Source organism: Pseudomonas sp. ArH3a, assembly GCF_022648765.1.
GTDB lineage: Bacteria > Pseudomonadota > Gammaproteobacteria > Pseudomonadales > Pseudomonadaceae > Aquipseudomonas.
Genome location: NZ_CP080330.1, coordinates 1,117,800 through 1,131,988, shown reverse-complemented (window position 1 = coordinate 1,131,988; position 14,189 = coordinate 1,117,800). Strand labels below are relative to the sequence as shown.

The window sequence follows — 14,189 nt, the reverse complement described above, 5'->3', positions numbered from 1 at the left end:
GAGTGTTCACACCTACCCGACGTGCTTGCCTTACACTGCGCGCCTATGACCAACATCCCCCACACTCAAATCACCGAACCCGCCGTGACCTGTTCAACGTGCGCGGCCTGCTGCTGCCAACTGGAAGTCATGCTGATCACCGACACCGGCGTGCCGGAACGCTATATCGATACGGACGACTGGGGCGGCGAAGTGATGCTGCGCCTGGACGACGGTTGGTGCGCGGCGCTGGATCGGGACACGATGATGTGCACGATTTACGAGCGACGACCGCTGATCTGCCGGGAGTTCGAGATGGGCGCGCCGGAGTGCTTGACCGAGCGTGAAGGGATTGCGACGGCGTATCGCTGAACCTGAAGGTGGCGCTAATCAACTGTGGGAGCTGGCTTGCCTGCGATGCAGATACCTCGGTCTGTCGGTTACACCGAAGTGATGCTATCGCAGGCAAGCCAGCTCCCACATTAGTCAGCAGGTGCCTGATGGCTTACAACGGGTAGGTGTAGTGCAACGAGTAACTCTCTACCCCGTCGTTATTGCTGCTGATGCCCGCGTTGGAATAGTGCGTGGCACGAATGCCCACTTCATGCCCACCGGTAAAGCGCAAACCAAAGCCCAGGCGGTCTTCGAACTGGAAGGCCTGGCCGATATTGTTGTCTTCAACCCGCGTGCGTGAGAACACCGCTACGCCGATCCCCGCTTCGATGTAAGGCTTTACCGACTCACCGGCAAACTCATACACAAACACCGGCGAGAACGACAGGCTGCTGACACTGGCGCGCTTGTCGCCATCCCAATAGGTGTAGGCCCCGCTCCAGTAGCCGGTCAGTCGACCTACGTCGCTCTGCCACCAGCTTTTATCCCAATCCGACGTCAGCCCCAACCGATAGGTCATGGTCGAATCGCCGGTGCTCCCCACACCCAGTTCCAGGCCGGCGGCCTGGGCCGAAACAGAGTGTCCTACCACCACGGCCGCAAACGCAGCCAAACAGAACAAGCGCTTCATAAGAAACAGTCCTTTGAGAACGAGGTTGTATGTTTTTGCACAGACTAACTCGCTATAGAAGCCGACGTAGAGTCAGAAGTTCAGCGTCTTATTGCGTTATTTCACAAAATTTTCACACGTCGAAGCTTCGCACAACTCCAGGATGTTTCCATAGTGTCGGTAGGATACTTCTCAGGTGGTCGACGTGACCGCTGGTCCAGAACTGGGCAGGTTCAGGATTGCCGGTGGCCAACAGGTCGCGCTCGCCCAATAGACGTTTGAGCTGACGCGCCACGGCGGCGCCGGTGTCGATCAGGATGATGCTCGGGGGGAGCATGTGCGCCAGGAGCGGCTTGAGGAAGGGATAGTGGGTGCAGCCGAGAATAATCGTGTCGCAACCGGCGCTGAGCAGCGGTTCGACATAGCCGTGCAACATCTGGCGCAGTTCGGGGCTATTGAGATCGCCGCTTTCAATCAACTCCACCAGGCCCGGGCAGGGCTGGGTGATCACGCGCACATCGGTGGCAAAGCGGTCGAGCAAGGCGGCGAACTTGGCGCTTTGCAGGGTGCCGGTGGTGGCGAGTACACCGACCACGCCGCTGCGGGTGGCGGCGGCGGCGGGTTTGACGGCGGGTTCCATGCCTACGAGCGGCCAGTCGGGATAGTCCTGGCGCAAGTCGGCAACAGCCGCGACGGTCGCCGTATTGCAGGCAATCACAAAGGCCTTGGCGCCTTGCTCGCGGAAAAACTCGGCGACGCGCCGGGAGCGGTCAAGAATGAACGCCGGGGTTTTCTCGCCGTAAGGGATATGCCCGCCATCGGCCACGTACAGCAGCGACTCATGGGGCAATAACTGCTGAATTTCGTCCAGCACGGTCAAGCCGCCGATACCGGAGTCGAACACACCGATGGGCGCGCTCTTAACCATGCTGCGTCCCGCAGACACTGCAGCCAGGATCACGCTTGACCCGCAATTCACGAAAACGCGTGGTCAACGCATCGATCAGCAACAAGCGGCCGACCAATGGCTCACCGAAACCGGCCAGCAGTTTCAGGGCTTCCAGCGCTTGCAGGCTGCCGACCAGGCCCACCAATGGGCCAACGACGCCGGCTTCGCTGCAGGTCAGTTCGGTGTCGCTGCCGTGCCCGTATAAACAGTGGTAGCACGGGCTGTCGACGCGGCGCGGGTCGAACACCGACAACTGGCCCTCAAGGCGGATCGCCGCGCCGCTGATCAATGGCTTGGCGGCGGCGACACAGGCGGCATTGACGGCTTCACGGGTGGCGAAGTTGTCGCTGCAGTCGAGCACCACGTCGACCGCTGCCACTGCCACCGCGAGTGAGTCCGCATCCAGGGCCGTGCGATGGGCGAGTAAGGTGACTTCGGGGTTGATCGCGGTCAGACGGCGCATGGCCGAGTCGACCTTGGTCTGCCCGACGCTGTCGGTGTCGTGGATGATCTGGCGTTGCAGGTTGGTGAGGTCGACGGTATCGAAATCGGCCAGGTGCAACTCGCCGACGCCGGCGGCGGCCAGATACAGCGCGACTGGCGCGCCCAGCCCACCGAGGCCGACGATCAACGCGCGGCCGTTTTTCAGGCGCAATTGGCCGTCGATGTCGACATGTTGCAACAGAATCTGTCGGCTATAGCGCAACAGTTCATGATCGCTCAGCACGGGCGACGTCCCAGTGTGATGCGCTCGTGGCCACCGAGGTCGATGCGGCTGTGTACGTCTTCAAAGCCTGCGCCAAGCAACAGGTCACGCACGGCCGCAGCCTGATCGTAGCCGTGCTCGAGCAACAGCCAGCCAGCCGAATTCAAGTGGGCTGGCGAGTCGGCAATGATCAGCCGCAAGTCGTCCAGGCCATCATGCCCCGCCACCAGCGCACTGGCCGGTTCAAAACGCACGTCACCGGCCACCAGATGGGGATCGTTATCGGCGATGTAAGGCGGGTTGCTGATGATCAGGTCGAACGTTTGGCCTTGCAGGGCGCTGAACCAGTGGCTGTTCAACACCGTGGCGTTTTTCAGGTGCAGGCGCTGGCGATTACGTTCGGCCAGGGCCACGGCTTCCAGCACGCGGTCGACCGCCGTGACCTGCCAGGCCGGGCGTTCGCTGGCCAGGGCCAGGGCGATAGCGCCGCTGCCGGTGCCCAGGTCGAGGACCTTGGCCGGCGTGGCAGGCAACAATTCCAAAGCGGCTTCCACCAGCAGCTCGGTTTCCGGACGCGGGATCAGCGTGTGAGGCGCGACCTCCAGGTCCAGTTTCCAGAAGCCTTGCTGACCGAGGATATACGCCACTGGCTCACCGCCACGGCGGCGTTGCAGGTAGTCGGCAAAGGTCAGCGCAGCTTCGCTGCTGACGATTTTTTCCGGCCAGGTGTGCAGGTAGCTGCGCGATTTGCCCAAGGCAGCGGCCAGCAACAGTTCCACATCCAGGCGCGCAGTAGGCGAGTCAGGCAGGTCGGCGGCGCGCAGCAGGCTGGCAATGATGGTCATTTATTCACCTATCGCCGCCAATTGGTCGGCCTGATATTCGGCGAGCAACGGCTCGATTACCGCGTCGACGCCACCGGCGAGAATCTCGTCGAGGGAATAAAGCGTGAGGTTGACCCGATGGTCGGTGACCCGGCCCTGGGCAAAATTGTAGGTGCGGATGCGCTCGGAGCGGTCGCCCGACCCCACCAGCAATTTGCGCTCGCTGGCAATCGCGTTGGCGGCGGCGCTGGTCTGCTGGTCGTTGAGTTTGGCCGACAGCCAGGACATGGCCCGCGCACGGTTCTTGTGCTGGGAACGTTCTTCCTGGCACTCCACCACGATGCCCGACGGCAAGTGCGTAATACGGATCGCCGAGTCAGTCTTGTTGACGTGCTGACCACCGGCGCCCGATGAGCGGTAGGTGTCGACACGCAAGTCCGCCGGGTTGATCTCGATGGCTTCCTGCTCGTCCGGCTCGGGCAATACGGCCACGGTGCATGCCGAGGTGTGGATACGGCCCTGGGATTCAGTCGCCGGCACCCGCTGCACGCGATGCACGCCGGATTCGAACTTGAGCTTGCCGTAGACGTTGTCGCCTTCAACCCGGGCGATGACTTCTTTATAGCCGCCGTGTTCACCGATGTTCTCGGACAAAATCTCGACACGCCAGCCGCGACGCTCGGCAAAACGCGAATACATGCGGAATAGGTCGCCGGAGAAGATCGCCGCCTCGTCGCCACCGGTGCCGGCGCGGATTTCGAGGAACACGTTGCGCCCATCGTTAGGGTCTTTGGGCAGCAACATGCGTTGCAGGTCGCCTTCCAGCTCAGCCAGTTTTTCCTTGGCTTCGCGGACTTCTTCCACGGCCATTTCGCGCATGTCCGGGTCGCTGTCCTTGAGCAGCGCCTGGGCGCCTTCGAGGTCGGCCTGCACCTTGGTCAGGTGCTTGTAGGTGGCCACAATCGGCTCAACTTCGGCGTATTCCTTGGAATAGGCACGGAATTTGGTCTGATCGGAGATGACCTCGCCATCGCCGAGCAAGGCGGTCAGTTCTTCGAAACGGTCCTGGAGCACGTCCAGTTTATTGAGCAGTGACGCTTTCATTGCGGTTTTTTATCCGAAGAGCTATCTGACGCGCCCTCACCGAGGGCAAAGAGTTCCTGGGCCATGGCCAGCGCATCGAGGCGGCCTTCGGCGGTAAGCTTTTTCAACTGAACGCTGGGGGCGTGGAGCAACTTGTTGGTCAAGCCACGGGCCAGTTGCATCAGCACTTCTTCGGCGCTGCTGCCGTTGGCCAGCAAACGCTGGGCCTTGATCAACTCTTCGTCACGCAGGCGTTCGCCCTGCTGACGATACGCCTTGAGCACGTCGACCGCCGCCAATTCACGCAGGCGCACCATAAAGTCTTCGGCGCCGACGCTGACCATTTCCTCAGCGGCCTGGGCTGCGCCCTGGCGACTCTTAAGGTTTTCGGCGACCACTTCGTGCAAATCATCGACGCTATAGAGGTAAACGTCGTCCAAATCGCCGACTTCCGGCTCGATATCCCGAGGAACGGCGATATCTACCATGAAAATCGGTTTGTGCTTACGCAGCTTCAGCGCGCTCTCGACCGCGCCCTTGCCGAGGATCGGCAACTGGCTGGCGGTGGAGCTGATGACGATATCACTGCGCACCAGTTCGGCCGGAATATCCGACAGCAACACGGCGTGAGCGCCGAACTGCTCGGCCAGGATGCTCGCGCGCTCCAGGGTACGGTTGGCGACCACAATACGTTTCACGCCCAACTCATGCAGATGACGGGCGACCAAGGTGATGGTTTCACCGGCGCCGATCAGCAGCGCCTGGCTGCGCTGCAAGTCGCTGAAAATCTGTTTGGCCAGGCTGACGGCGGCAAACGCGACGGACACCGGGTTTTCACCGATGGCCGTGTCGGTACGCACCTGCTTGGCGGAATTGAACGTGGCCTGGAACAGCCGGCCCAGCAGCGGCCCTACGGTTCCGGCCTCACGCGCGACGGCGTAGGCAGATTTCATCTGGCCGAGGATCTGCGGCTCGCCCAACACCAGCGAGTCGAGCCCTGCGGCGACGCGCATCATGTGACGAACTGCCGCATCCTCTTCGTGCACATACGCACTGGCGCGCAGGTCATCGAGGTCCAAATGGTGGTAATCGGCCAGCCAGCGCAGTACCACATCCGCGCAAAGATGTTCCTGCTCTATATAAAGCTCACTGCGATTGCAGGTCGAAAGGATCGCAGCTTCGCGGCTGTCGGTGAGCCGGCAGAGCTGCTGCAAGGCCTCAACCAACTGCTCTGGCGTAAACGCCACGCGCTCGCGCACGTCTACGGATGCAGTCTTGTGGTTAATACCGAGTGCAAGGAAGGCCATTCAATATCGCTGATGATGTCGGGAAGCCGACAATTGTCCTACTTCGAAAGACCCAGAACAACCACCGTCGTCTATTGTCCTAGTAGCTTATGCCTATAAAGGCGCCAACTGAGACTCGGTTATGTTTGGCCGAAGGCTTGTGTCATGATGATCCGACCGCAGGTTAGTCGTCCTCTTCCTATATGAATAGATCTTCCGCGTTGCTCCTTGCTTTTGTCTTCCTCAGCGGCTGCCAGGCCTTGGCACCCGTGTCGCCGGACGGTACGCCGCCGGTCGAAGACAGCACCCCCGCCCCTGAAAAGCCCAAGGTTTATTCCTCGTTCAATGAAGAAACGATCTACAGCCTGCTGACCGCGGAACTCGCTGGCCAGCGCAATCGTTTCGATATTGCTCTGGATAACTACGTGACCCAGGCCATCAATACCCAGGACCCGGGCATTTCGGAACGCGCGTTTCGCATCGCCGAATACCTGGGCGCCGACCAGGCAGCGCTGGACACCTCGCTGATCTGGGCGAAAAACGCGCCGGACGACTTGGAAGCGCAGCGGGCCGCAGCCATTCAGCTGGCGCGCGCGGGGCGCTATGACGACTCCATGGTTTATATGGAGAGAGTCCTGCAGGGCAAGGGCGACACGCATTTCGACTTCCTCGCGCTGTCGGCCGCCGACACCGATCAGGACACGCGCAATGGCCTGATGAAGAGTTTCGACCGCCTGCTGCAAAAGCACCCAAAGAACAGCCAGTTGATTTTCGGCAAAGCGTTGCTGCTGCAACAGGATGACGAAGCTGACGCCGCATTGAAGCTGTTGGAGCAGAACCCACCGGACGACGGCGAGATCGCGCCGATTTTGCTGCGCGCACGCTTGCTGCAGACCCTTAATCGCGGCAAGGAAGCGATTCCGTTGCTGGAAAAAAGCATCAAGAAGTATCCGGACGATAAGCGCCTGCGCCTGACGTATGCGCGCACGCTGGTTGAGCAGGACCGCATGGAAGACGCCAAAGTGCAGTTCGCCAACCTGGTCCAGCAATACCCGGAAGACGATGAATTGCGCTATTCCCTGGCACTGGTGTGCCTGGAGGCCAAGGCCTGGGACGAGGCCAAGGGTTATCTGGAAGAGCTGATTCAGCGCGAAAGCCATGTGGATTCGGCCCACCTGAACCTCGGTCGTATCGCTGAAGAGCACAACGACCCGCAGGCCGCCCTGCTTGAATACGCCCAGGTCGGCCCCGGCAATGACTACCTGCCTGCCCAATTGCGCCAAGCTGACATCCTGATGAGCAATGGCCGCACCGACGAGGCGGAAAAACGCCTGGCGGCTGCGCGCGCTGCCGAACCGGACTACGCGATTCAGCTGTACCTGATCCAGGCTGAGACCTTGTCAGCCAACAAACAGGGCGAACGCGCCTGGAAACTGCTGCAACAGGCCTTGCTGCAGTACCCCGATGATTTGAACCTGCTGTACACCCGCGCCATGCAGGCGGAAAAACGCAATGACCTGGCGCAGATGGAAAAAGACCTGCGCCTGATCATCAAGCGCGACCCGGACAATGCCATGGCGCTGAACGCCTTGGGCTACACCCTGTCTGACCGTACAACGCGTTACGCCGAAGCCAAGGTGCTGATCGAACAAGCCCACAAGCTCAACCCGGAAGACCCGGCGGTGCTCGACAGCCTGGGCTGGGTGAATTACCGCCTGGGCAACCTGGACGAAGCCGAACGCTTGCTGCGCCAGGCACTGGAACGCTTTCCCGACCAGGAAGTGGCCGCCCACCTGGGTGAAGTGCTCTGGGCCAACGGCAAACAGCGCGAAGCGCGACAAATCTGGGAAAAATTCCTCAAGGAACAACCCGAAAGCCCCATCCTGCGCGGCACCATCAAGCGCCTGACCGGATCCGAGACCCTTTAAGCTTATGTTCTTGCGCCACGTTATTGTTTTCAGCCTCATCGCCTTGCTCGCCGGTTGCGCGGGCATAGGCAGCCGCGAATCCGTTGAAGGCCAGGGCACCCCGGCGCAATGGAAACAGCACAAGGACCAGCTCAGCAGCATCGACGGCTGGCAGATCGAAGGCAAGGTCGGGGTTCGCGCGCCGAAAGATTCCGGCAGCGGCACCTTGTTCTGGCTGCAACGCCAGGACTATTACGACATTCGCTTGTCTGGCCCATTGGGCCGAGGCGCCGCGCGCCTGACCGGCCGACCGGGCCAAGTGAGCCTGGAAGTGGCCAACCAGGGACGCTATGAAGCGGCGTCGCCGGAAGAACTGCTGGAACAGCAGATGGGCTGGAAGCTGCCGGTTTCGCACTTGGTGTGGTGGGTTCGCGGTTTGCCTGCGCCAGGCAGCAAAAGCCGCCTGAGCCTCAATGGCGACAGCCGTTTGGCCACCCTTGAACAGGATGGCTGGCAGGTCGAGTACCTCAGCTACGTACAACAAAGCGGTTATTGGCTGCCCGAACGCATCAAGCTGCACGGCACCGACCTTGATGTCACGCTGGTGATCAAGGACTGGCAACCGCGCAAGCTGGGGCAATAACCGTGTCTTTTTCAGAAACTCGCACGCTGTCTCTGCCCTCCCCCGCCAAACTCAATCTGATGCTGCACATCCTGGGTCGCCGTGAAGACGGCTATCACGAGTTGCAGACACTGTTTCAATTTCTCGACTACGGCGATGAACTGACCTTCGCCGTACGCGATGATGGCGTGATCCAGTTGCACACCGAATTCGAAGGCGTGCCCCACGACAGCAATCTGATTGTGAGGGCCGCAAAAAAACTTCAGGCGCAATCCGGTTGCCCGCTCGGCATCGACATCTGGATCGATAAAATCCTGCCCATGGGTGGCGGCATCGGTGGCGGCAGCTCAAATGCCGCGACCACGCTGCTCGGCCTGAACCATTTGTGGCAGCTGGGTTGGGACCACGATCGCCTGGCCACACTGGGCCTGACACTGGGCGCCGACGTCCCGGTTTTCGTGCGTGGGCATGCAGCTTTTGCCGAGGGCGTGGGCGAGAAACTCACCCCGGAATACCCCGAAGAGCCGTGGTATGTCGTGCTTGTTCCGCAAGTATCTGTAAGTACAGCAGAAATTTTTTCAGATCCACTGTTGACACGTAACTCTCCTCCCATTAAAGTGCGCCCCGTTCCCAAGGGAAACAGTCGAAATGACTGCTTACCGGTTGTAGCAAGGCGTTATCCAGAGGTACGTAACGCTTTGAATTTGTTAGGTAAATTTACCGAAGCAAAATTAACCGGAACTGGAAGTTGTGTGTTTGGGGGCTTCCCAAGCAAAGCTGAAGCTGATAAAGTCTCGGCCCTTCTTACAGAGACCCTTACAGGGTTTGTAGCAAAGGGAAGCAACGTTTCGATGTTGCATCGCAAGCTGCAGAGTCTGCTCTAAAAGGAACCGAGTACTGGGTACTCGTTGCAACAAATACAGGGGCGTCGCCAAGCGGTAAGGCAGCAGGTTTTGATCCTGCCATGCGTTGGTTCGAATCCAGCCGCCCCTGCCATTTTCTAATACTCATCCAGGTTACCCTCAGCCTCTAGGTACTGCGCGTGTCCAAGATGATGGTCTTTACGGGGAACGCCAACCCCGATCTGGCTCGACGTGTCGTACGTCAGCTGCATATCCCTCTCGGTGACATCTCTGTCGGTAAATTCTCCGACGGCGAAATTACAGCCGAGATCAATGAAAATGTCCGCGGTAAAGACGTTTTCATTATTCAGCCGACTTGCGCTCCGACCAACGATAACCTGATGGAACTCGTCGTGATGGCTGATGCCTTCCGCCGCTCCTCAGCGACTCGAATCACAGCTGTAATCCCCTACTTTGGTTATGCCCGTCAGGATCGCCGTCCGCGTTCTGCACGTGTAGCTATCAGCGCGAAAGTCGTGGCTGACATGCTCACCGTGGTAGGCATTGACCGTGTTCTCACGGTTGACCTGCACGCTGACCAAATCCAAGGGTTCTTCGATATTCCGGTAGATAACATCTACGGCTCCCCAGTATTGGTGGATGACATTGAAGACCAGCGCTTTGAAAACCTGATGATCGTGTCCCCGGACATTGGTGGCGTCGTGCGTGCACGGGCTGTTGCCAAATCCCTGGGCGTGGACCTCGGGATCATCGACAAACGCCGTGAAAAAGCTAATCACTCTGAAGTGATGCATATCATCGGTGATGTCGAAGGGCGTACCTGTATTCTGGTTGATGACATGGTCGACACCGCCGGCACGCTGTGCCACGCGGCTAAAGCCTTGAAAGAGCACGGTGCAGCAAAAGTCTTCGCCTACTGCACACACCCTGTGCTGTCGGGCCGAGCGATCGAAAACATCGAGAACTCCATGCTGGACGAACTGGTGGTGACTAACACCATCCCGTTGTCCGCAGCAGCTCAAGCCTGTTCGCGTATCCGTCAACTGGATATCGCACCGGTAGTTGCCGAAGCGGTTCGCCGCATCAGCAACGAAGAATCGATCAGCGCGATGTTCCGTTAAGGGTCAAACCTTACGAAACATCCCACTGACGAAAAGCGCCCCGCCCCAACCTACTGTTGGGGCGGGGCTTTTTTGCCCATATCGCCTTTAGCGCTGGTCGCAAACGCTGGGGCGAATGTGGTTATTTTGGAGATACAACATGAACGAATTTACTTTGAATGCTGAACTGCGTTCCGACCTGGGGAAAGGTGCGAGCCGCCGCCTGCGTCGTCTCGCAAGCCTGGTTCCAGCTGTAGTTTACGGTGGCGAAAAAGCCCCTGAATCCATCAGCATGCTGGCTAAAGAAGTTGCCAAACTGCTCGAAAACGACGCGGCTTACAGCCACATCATCGAGCTGAACGTTGGTGGCTCCAAGCAGAACGTCATCATCAAGGCACTGCAACGTCACCCAGCTAAAGGCCACGTGCTGCACGCTGACTTCGTTCGCGTAGTAGCCGGTCAGAAACTGACCGCTATCGTGCCTGTGCACTTCGTTGGCGAAGCTGCTCCGGTCAAGAAAGGCGGCGAAATCTCGCACGTTGTTGCCGAGATCGAAGTGACCTGCCTGCCGAAAGACCTGCCTGAGTTCATCGAAGTCGACCTGTCGGCTGCTGAAATCGGCGACATCATCCACCTGTCCGACCTCAAAGCCCCTAAAGGCGTTGAGTTTGTCGCACTGGCTCACGGTGATGACAAAGCTGTTGCAAACGTTCACGCTCCACGCGTTGCACCAGAAGCTGAAGAAGGCGCTGCAGAGTAATTCACTCTGTACTGCCGGAGCTTGAGGAAACATCGCGGACCGAAACGTAGCGAGAAAGCGGGCGATAACGCGGCGTTTACTCTTGAGTAAATGATCTTTTGTTGTCCACTTTCGCCGCACGTTGGTCGCGGCGATGTTATCCACAACTCCAAAGGAAGGGCCCCTGTCGTGACTGCCATTAAACTGATCGTTGGCCTGGGAAATCCAGGCGCCGAATACGAACAGACCCGGCATAACGCGGGGGCCCTTTTTGTTGAGCGTATCGCCCACGCCCAAGGTGTAAACCTGGTGGCCGATCGCAAGTATTTTGGCCTGACCGGGCGCTTTTCGCATCAGGGTCAGGATGTTCGTCTGCTGATTCCCACCACCTACATGAACCGCAGCGGCCAGGCTGTCGCGGCGCTTGCGGGCTTCTTCCGGATCAAACCCGAAGAAATCCTGGTGGCCCATGACGAACTGGACCTGCCACCCGGCGTTGCCAAGCTCAAGCTCGGCGGCGGGCATGGCGGGCACAATGGCCTGCGCGACATCATCGCGCAGTTGGGTAATCAGAATAATTTTTACCGCCTGCGGCTCGGCATTGGCCACCCAGGCGTTGCCAGTATGGTTTCAAATTTCGTCCTGGGTCGTGCGCCACGCGCCGAACAGGAAAAACTCGATGCCAGCATCGACTTTGCCCTCGGCGTGCTGCCGGATATCTTCGCCGGTGAATGGAACCGTGCGATGAAAAACCTGCACAGCCAGAAGGCCTGACTCTTACCGAGGGGAAACACCATGGGATTCAATTGCGGCATCGTCGGCCTGCCCAACGTCGGCAAATCCACCCTGTTCAACGCCTTGACCAAGTCCGGTATTGCGGCGGAGAACTTCCCCTTCTGCACCATCGAACCCAACAGCGGCATCGTGGCCATGCCGGACCCGCGCCTGCAGGAACTGGCGGCCATCGTCAATCCCAAGCGCATCCTGCCGACCACCATGGAATTCGTCGACATCGCAGGCCTGGTAGCCGGCGCGTCGAAAGGTGAAGGCCTGGGCAACAAGTTCCTGGCCAACATCCGTGAAACCGATGCCATCGCTCACGTGGTCCGCTGCTTTGAAGACGAGAACGTGATTCACGTCTCCAACAGCGTCGACCCGAAACGCGACATCGAGATCATCGACCTGGAACTGATCTTCGCCGACCTCGACAGCTGCGAAAAGCAGTTGCAGAAAGTCGCGCGTAACGCCAAAGGCGGTGACAAAGATGCAGTGGTTCAGAAAGGCCTGCTGGAGCAGTTGATCGCTCACTTCACCTTAGGCAAGCCCGCGCGCAGCCTGATGAAGAGCATGAACGCTGACGAAAAAGCGGTGATCAAGGGCTTCCACCTGCTGACCACCAAGCCGGTGATGTACATCGCCAACGTCGCTGAAGACGGCTTCGAGAACAACCCATTGCTCGACGTGGTCAGGGCCATCGCCGAGGAAGAAGGCGCGATCGTGGTGCCGGTGTGCAACAAGATCGAAGCGGAAATTGCCGAGCTCGATGACGGCGAAGAGAAAGACATGTTCCTCGAGGCCCTGGGCCTGGAAGAGCCTGGCTTGAACCGCGTGATCCGCGCCGGCTACGAAATGCTGCACCTGCAGACCTACTTCACCGCCGGTGTCGAAGAAGTCCGCGCCTGGACCGTCAAAGTCGGCGCCACCGCGCCACAGGCTGCCGGCGTGATCCACACCGACTTCGAAAAAGGCTTTATCCGCGCCGAAGTCATCGCCTACAACGACTTCATCCAGTACAAGGGTGAAGCCGGTACCAAGGAAGCCGGTAAGTGGCGCTTGGAAGGCAAGGAATACATCGTTAAAGATGGCGACGTGATGCACTTCCGTTTTAACGTGTAAGTAACGCCCGCGGTTTCACCGCAAACAAAAAGCCGATGCATTGCATCGGCTTTTTTGTGGGCGACTGCTTAAGAAAAAACAGTACTTTTTATATCCAAACATCTCACTCTTTAAGACTTTTCTTATTAACCCTACAAGCATATCCGCATTAAAACCTGGGAAAGATAAACCCTAAACCTATCTAACTTTTCCTACACCATCCGCGCAAGTTCCTACTTAAAAATGAGCATATAAAATCTATAATCTCGTTCTGCTGACCGCTTCCTGACAAATACACAGTGATAATGGAGCACCTACTTGATGTCGGACTCCTACCCCAGGGAAATTGAAACGGACCTTTCAATCATTGAAGGTTCAGACATTGAAAGCACGCTTAACAGCACCGCATCACTCAATATTGACATCCTGCTACTCGGCGAGACCGGTACAGGCAAAGATACGCTGGCCCAACGGGTTCATCGCTTGTCGAGGCGAAAAGGTAACTTCGTTGCGGTGAACTGTGCGGCCATCCCCGAAAGCCTCGCTGAAAGCCAATTGTTCGGCGTCAACAGCGGCGCCTTTACCGGGGCCTTGCAGTCGCGGGCCGGGTTTGTCGAAGCCGCTCATCTGGGCACCCTGTACCTCGATGAGATCGACAGCATGCCCTTGAACCTGCAAGCCAAATTGCTGCGAGTGCTAGAGTCGCGTGGCGTCGAGCGCCTGGGCTCAACGCGCTTCATCCCGGTAGACATGCGCGTTATTGCATCAGCCCAGCAGTCGCTGCACCAAATGGTCGAACAGGGCACCTTCAGGCGCGACCTGTACTTTCGTCTGAATGTGGTCAGCCTCGAGCTTCCAGCTCTGCGCGACCAGCGAGAAAGGATCATTCCGCTGTTCCTGACGATGGTCCAGCAAGAAGCCGACCACTTCAAATGCCCTGCCCCGACCCCGCCTGGTGGGTTATTGCAACAATTGCTGTGCCACTCCTGGCTGGGCAATATCCGCGAATTGCGTTCGACGGCCAAGCGGTTTGTGCTAGGTCTGCCAGCGCTCTCAACTCCCAAGGGCAAACCACAGGACAGCGAAATGAGCCTGAAGGCTCGCCTGCAGCAAATTGAAAAAGCCCTGATTGAAGAGTCGCTGCGACGTAACGACCACTGTGTCGATAACGTGGCAATTGAGCTGAAGGTCGCCAAGCGCACTCTTTACTACCGCATGAAACAACTCGCAATATAACAACTACCGAGCATTCT

At 58.6% G+C, this 14,189-nt stretch carries 15 protein-coding genes and 1 tRNA gene; 10 read left to right on the top strand and 6 right to left on the bottom strand.

The window, feature by feature from the left end; translation table 11 throughout:
* The first annotated feature begins 45 nt into the window (after window positions 1–45).
* Window positions 46–351 (top strand): YkgJ family cysteine cluster protein, encoded by a 306-nt coding sequence (locus tag K0P33_RS04965; RefSeq protein WP_016977069.1) that lies wholly within the window; start codon window positions 46–48, stop codon window positions 349–351.
* 133 nt (window positions 352–484) lie between these two features.
* Here K0P33_RS04965 and K0P33_RS04960 read toward each other — a convergent pair whose 3' ends face one another.
* The 6 genes from K0P33_RS04960 to hemA all read right to left on the bottom strand — a co-directional run bounded on the left by K0P33_RS04960 (window position 485) and on the right by hemA (window position 5,851).
* The gene (locus K0P33_RS04960) at window positions 485–1,003 is read right to left on the bottom strand and encodes an acyloxyacyl hydrolase (RefSeq protein ID WP_094948902.1); all 519 of its coding nucleotides are present in this window, start codon (window positions 1,001–1,003) and stop codon (window positions 485–487) included.
* A gap of 112 nt (window positions 1,004–1,115) precedes the next feature.
* The gene (gene murI / locus K0P33_RS04955; RefSeq protein ID WP_094948901.1) at window positions 1,116–1,910 is read right to left on the bottom strand and encodes a glutamate racemase; all 795 of its coding nucleotides are present in this window, start codon (window positions 1,908–1,910) and stop codon (window positions 1,116–1,118) included.
* The gene (locus K0P33_RS04950; RefSeq protein WP_242154271.1) at window positions 1,903–2,658 is read right to left on the bottom strand and encodes a molybdopterin-synthase adenylyltransferase MoeB; all 756 of its coding nucleotides are present in this window, start codon (window positions 2,656–2,658) and stop codon (window positions 1,903–1,905) included. The genes murI and K0P33_RS04950 overlap by 8 nt, the downstream gene beginning before the upstream one ends.
* The gene (gene prmC / locus K0P33_RS04945; protein WP_094948899.1) at window positions 2,652–3,482 is read right to left on the bottom strand and encodes a peptide chain release factor N(5)-glutamine methyltransferase; all 831 of its coding nucleotides are present in this window, start codon (window positions 3,480–3,482) and stop codon (window positions 2,652–2,654) included. Before prmC ends, K0P33_RS04950 begins: the two co-directional genes overlap by 7 nt.
* Window positions 3,483–4,565: a peptide chain release factor 1 gene (gene prfA / locus K0P33_RS04940; RefSeq protein ID WP_094948898.1), complete on the bottom strand. Its 1,083-nt coding sequence runs from the start codon at window positions 4,563–4,565 to the stop codon at window positions 3,483–3,485.
* A complete protein-coding gene (hemA, locus tag K0P33_RS04935; protein WP_094948897.1) occupies window positions 4,562–5,851 on the bottom strand; it encodes a glutamyl-tRNA reductase in 1,290 nt (429 codons plus the stop codon). The genes prfA and hemA overlap by 4 nt, the downstream gene beginning before the upstream one ends.
* Before the next feature lie 182 nt (window positions 5,852–6,033).
* Between hemA and K0P33_RS04930 the strand changes: the two genes are divergently transcribed.
* The 9 genes from K0P33_RS04930 to K0P33_RS04890 all read left to right on the top strand — a co-directional run bounded on the left by K0P33_RS04930 (window position 6,034) and on the right by K0P33_RS04890 (window position 14,172).
* Window positions 6,034–7,758, top strand: a complete 1,725-nt coding sequence (locus K0P33_RS04930) for a tetratricopeptide repeat protein (protein ID WP_094948896.1) — start codon at window positions 6,034–6,036, stop codon at window positions 7,756–7,758.
* 4 nt (window positions 7,759–7,762) lie between these two features.
* Entirely contained in the window at window positions 7,763–8,380 is a 618-nt protein-coding gene (lolB, locus tag K0P33_RS04925) for a lipoprotein insertase outer membrane protein LolB (RefSeq protein ID WP_242154269.1), read from the top strand.
* Window positions 8,381–8,439: 59 nt separating this feature from the next.
* Entirely contained in the window at window positions 8,440–9,243 is an 804-nt protein-coding gene (gene ispE, locus K0P33_RS04920) for a 4-(cytidine 5'-diphospho)-2-C-methyl-D-erythritol kinase (RefSeq protein ID WP_094948979.1), read from the top strand.
* A gap of 37 nt (window positions 9,244–9,280) precedes the next feature.
* Window positions 9,281–9,355 (top strand) — tRNA-Gln (locus K0P33_RS04915).
* Between the two features lie 46 nt (window positions 9,356–9,401).
* The gene (locus K0P33_RS04910) at window positions 9,402–10,343 is read left to right on the top strand and encodes a ribose-phosphate pyrophosphokinase (RefSeq protein WP_003208392.1); all 942 of its coding nucleotides are present in this window, start codon (window positions 9,402–9,404) and stop codon (window positions 10,341–10,343) included.
* A 139-nt stretch (window positions 10,344–10,482) separates the two neighbouring features.
* A complete protein-coding gene (locus K0P33_RS04905) occupies window positions 10,483–11,082 on the top strand; it encodes a 50S ribosomal protein L25/general stress protein Ctc (RefSeq protein ID WP_094948894.1) in 600 nt (199 codons plus the stop codon).
* A 168-nt stretch (window positions 11,083–11,250) separates the two neighbouring features.
* Entirely contained in the window at window positions 11,251–11,835 is a 585-nt protein-coding gene (gene pth, locus K0P33_RS04900) for an aminoacyl-tRNA hydrolase (RefSeq protein ID WP_010213318.1), read from the top strand.
* A gap of 21 nt (window positions 11,836–11,856) precedes the next feature.
* Window positions 11,857–12,957, top strand: coding sequence for a redox-regulated ATPase YchF (gene ychF / locus K0P33_RS04895; RefSeq protein ID WP_094948893.1), 1,101 nt, complete (start codon window positions 11,857–11,859; stop codon window positions 12,955–12,957).
* Between the two features lie 300 nt (window positions 12,958–13,257).
* Window positions 13,258–14,172: a sigma 54-interacting transcriptional regulator gene (locus K0P33_RS04890; protein ID WP_242154267.1), complete on the top strand. Its 915-nt coding sequence runs from the start codon at window positions 13,258–13,260 to the stop codon at window positions 14,170–14,172.
* Window positions 14,173–14,189 lie beyond the last annotated feature (17 nt).

Excerpts from the sequence above, each read along its gene's own strand:
- K0P33_RS04965 (WP_016977069.1), top strand. The coding sequence starts at position 46 with ATGACCAACATCCCCCACACTCAAATCACCGAACCCGCCGTGACCTGT.
- K0P33_RS04960 (WP_094948902.1), bottom strand. The coding sequence starts at position 1,003 with ATGAAGCGCTTGTTCTGTTTGGCTGCGTTTGCGGCCGTGGTGGTAGGA.
- murI (WP_094948901.1), bottom strand. The coding sequence starts at position 1,910 with ATGGTTAAGAGCGCGCCCATCGGTGTGTTCGACTCCGGTATCGGCGGC.
- prmC (WP_094948899.1), bottom strand. The coding sequence starts at position 3,482 with ATGACCATCATTGCCAGCCTGCTGCGCGCCGCCGACCTGCCTGACTCG.
- prfA (WP_094948898.1), bottom strand. The coding sequence starts at position 4,565 with ATGAAAGCGTCACTGCTCAATAAACTGGACGTGCTCCAGGACCGTTTC.
- hemA (WP_094948897.1), bottom strand. The coding sequence starts at position 5,851 with ATGGCCTTCCTTGCACTCGGTATTAACCACAAGACTGCATCCGTAGAC.
- K0P33_RS04930 (WP_094948896.1), top strand. The coding sequence starts at position 6,034 with ATGAATAGATCTTCCGCGTTGCTCCTTGCTTTTGTCTTCCTCAGCGGC.
- lolB (WP_242154269.1), top strand. The coding sequence starts at position 7,763 with ATGTTCTTGCGCCACGTTATTGTTTTCAGCCTCATCGCCTTGCTCGCC.
- ispE (WP_094948979.1), top strand. The coding sequence starts at position 8,440 with ATGCTGCACATCCTGGGTCGCCGTGAAGACGGCTATCACGAGTTGCAG.
- K0P33_RS04905 (WP_094948894.1), top strand. The coding sequence starts at position 10,483 with ATGAACGAATTTACTTTGAATGCTGAACTGCGTTCCGACCTGGGGAAA.
- ychF (WP_094948893.1), top strand. The coding sequence starts at position 11,857 with ATGGGATTCAATTGCGGCATCGTCGGCCTGCCCAACGTCGGCAAATCC.
- K0P33_RS04890 (WP_242154267.1), top strand. The coding sequence starts at position 13,258 with ATGTCGGACTCCTACCCCAGGGAAATTGAAACGGACCTTTCAATCATT.